Source organism: Wolbachia endosymbiont of Mansonella perstans, assembly GCF_020278605.1.
Taxonomy (GTDB): Bacteria; Pseudomonadota; Alphaproteobacteria; order Rickettsiales; family Anaplasmataceae; genus Wolbachia.
Genome location: NZ_JACZHU010000012.1, coordinates 8,711 through 10,910 on the forward strand (window position 1 = coordinate 8,711; position 2,200 = coordinate 10,910).

The 2,200-nt window shown below is 36.5% G+C and carries 2 protein-coding genes and 1 pseudogene; 1 reads left to right on the forward strand and 2 read right to left on the reverse strand.

Annotation, left to right across the window (positions count from 1 at the left end; genetic code table 11):
* Window positions 1–1,096 (forward strand): 2-oxoglutarate dehydrogenase complex dihydrolipoyllysine-residue succinyltransferase (gene odhB / locus IHO13_RS01305; RefSeq protein WP_225537917.1); only part of this gene is annotated, 1,096 nt, incomplete at its 5' end.
* A gap of 94 nt (window positions 1,097–1,190) precedes the next feature.
* On the opposite strand, the gene IHO13_RS05840 is transcribed toward odhB, so the two are convergent.
* Window positions 1,191–1,325, reverse strand: a complete 135-nt coding sequence (locus tag IHO13_RS05840; RefSeq protein ID WP_368666867.1) for a hypothetical protein — start codon at window positions 1,323–1,325, stop codon at window positions 1,191–1,193.
* Window positions 1,305–1,442, reverse strand: a pseudogene (locus tag IHO13_RS05845) (tetratricopeptide repeat protein); the annotation flags it as partial. The pseudogene IHO13_RS05845 and the gene IHO13_RS05840, both read right to left, overlap by 21 nt.
* Window positions 1,443–2,200 lie beyond the last annotated feature (758 nt).

Consider the following 2,200-nt stretch of genomic DNA (forward strand, 5'->3'; position numbering starts at 1 on the left):
TGGCGAAGCAGTAAAAGTAGATGACTTAATCTTTGAAATTGAAACTGACAAAACAGCGCTTGAATTAACCGCAGAAGCTTCAGGGCAAATAACTGAATTTTTCGTAAAAGAGGATGATATAATAAACCCTGATCAGCTGTTAGCAAAACTCTCCGTAGGAGAGATGAAAGAAGAAATAAGTCAAGAAGATAAAAGTAAAGCTCCTGCTAAAAAAGACGCTCCTTCAGCTCGTAAAATTATGGAGGAAAATGCAATCAGCGTAAAAGATGTCAAAGGGAGTGGCATGGGAGGCAGGATAACCAAAGCAGATGTAGTAGGTCATATAAGCAAAAGTACAGGTGCTGAACAACCTGCGGTAAAACAAAATGAATTGCTAAAAAGTGCAGCAGGTAGTGAGCAAAGAGAAGAACGAGTAAAAATGAGCAAAATAAGGCAAGTAATTGCTGCTCGTTTGAAGGCATCGCAAAACACTGCTGCAATACTGACTACATTCAATGAGATCGACATGAAAAATGTGACGGATCTTAGGGCAAAATATAAAGAGACTTTCGAAAAAAAATACGGAATAAAACTTGGTTTCATGTCGTTCTTTATAAAAGCAGCAGTGCAAGCACTGAAAGAAATCCCTGAATTTAACGCTGAAATCTCAGGCGATGAAATCGTATATAAATATTACTATGACATAGGTGTTGCTGTTGGTACTGATAAGGGCCTTGTTGTGCCGGTTATCCGAAGTACCGATAAAATGTCATTCGCCGAAATAGAATTGACTTTGGCTGCTCTTAGCAAAAGAGTTCGAGAAGGTAAGCTGCAAGTTTCAGAAATGGAAGGTGCAACATTTACCATTTCAAACGGCGGAGTATACGGTTCACTCCTGTCCACCCCGATAATAAACCCTCCGCAATCTGGAATACTTGGTATGCATTCAATACAAAACAGGCCAGTTGTTATAGGCAACTCAATTGAAATCAGGCCTATGATGTACATTGCCCTCTCCTATGACCACAGAATAGTTGACGGCAAAGGAGCAGTAACCTTCCTTGTTAAAATAAAAAATTATATAGAAGATCCAAGTAGATTAGTTTTGGAAGTGTGACTCAAATAAGTGATTGTTATCTCTACAAACCTAAATATCATCCAGTTTTGCTAGTAGCTCAGCAACTTCAGAAATGGTTAGAACTTTGATATTCTCAAAAGATGGATAAAGCCCGCTCAAATAACTCCTTTTGTTTCTTATGGTCACCTAGAGCACCATAAGCGTCACTGGGATTTACTAGTGTTATAGCGATTTCAAAATGATCAGAATCATAGTGTGTCTCTTGAATTGCTAAAGCGCGTTTAAGCAACTTCTTTTCTTTCTGAGGGGAACCTAAAGCACTATAAACAATGCCTAAGTTTCCTAGTGTGTTGGCAACTGTAGAATGATCAGAGCCATAATGTTCTTCAAGGACGGGTAAGACTGTTCAAGCAACTCCTTTTGTCTTCTAGGATTATCTAAATCAGAGTATCCATCATCCATGTTATAGATCTTCAAGATAGTTCTTTTCTACTGTTTGTTCTTCTGAAGGATTTTCTTTTAGCAAATCATCTATAGATGAGAACACTTCTAAATGCGGTAATAATTACCATTTTTAGCATAATCTTCTAATTTACCACCATAGTAAGGAAAACTCTTTTGTAATAGTTGAAAAACAGTTTCTATGTCTTCTTTAGTTTTCCACTTCCCTCCGACTTTAGTCTTGTACTTCCTGAACCAAGTTGTGCACTAACACGCTATGGTCTTTTTTAACAGTTAACATAGAATAACTTAATAATATTCCCAATGCTTCATGGAAAATTTCTGAAGAAGAGTTATTTTCTTGATTATCAGCAAAAATTTCTAGTAAAAATTGAGGAATAGGGCTACTACCTAAGTAAACACAAGCAACTAGCCAATTAGTTGCCCAATAAGGATTCTTTTTTTATTGCTTCTACTGTAATGTTTCATGTAACGTACACTATTACTGCAGTCTCTATTAGTACCAGGTGGAAATGTTTCAACCAATGCTTTATCAGATAATAAAGCTCGTTTTCTATCATTATATAATTTCAAATAGTCTGAAATATTATATATGTTTTCTTATATAAGCACTTGCTTGGGCTAAAGCTAGAGGTAAATGACTTAACGTTTTCGCCAATGAATCCACTTGAGCTATATCGA